The following is a 378-nucleotide window of genomic DNA, read 5'->3' as shown; positions in this document are numbered from 1 at the left end:
CTTCAACTGAGGTTGTCGAATCACTAGGAATACTGGACATTTCCCCAGTATTTTCTTTAGATGTATCTGGTGATACATTCTCTGAATTCGTTGTTGATTCTTCTGCAGATTGAACTGGATTTTCTACTCCTTGATTTGAGGTTCCTTCTGTAGAGCCTTCTGTTGGATTTACTGGAACTTCTTCTACAGTTTTTTCTGAAGTTTCATTTTTGGAGTCATTATTTTCTGGTTTATTTGACTCTCCAACTTTATTTGTATCACCTTGATTAGATTCAGTTGGTACTGTTTGCCCATTCTCTTCTGTTATTGCATTACCAGAATTTTCAGGTTTTGTTGAAGTTTCGTCTTTTGACTCATCTTTTTCAGGTTTGTTTGTTT

The 378-nt window shown here is 35.4% G+C and carries 1 protein-coding gene; it reads right to left on the bottom strand.

Translation table 11 applies throughout. The annotated features are described in order from the left end of the window. Positions 1 to 378 (bottom strand): hypothetical protein (locus HT701_RS11010; protein WP_240152378.1); only part of this gene is annotated, 378 nt, incomplete at both ends.

This window comes from Streptococcus sp. 10824, assembly GCF_013276595.1.
Taxonomy (GTDB): domain Bacteria; phylum Bacillota; class Bacilli; order Lactobacillales; family Streptococcaceae; genus Streptococcus; species Streptococcus pseudopneumoniae.
Note: the sequence above shows the minus strand (reverse complement) of the source record. Positions and strands in the feature narration are given on the sequence as shown.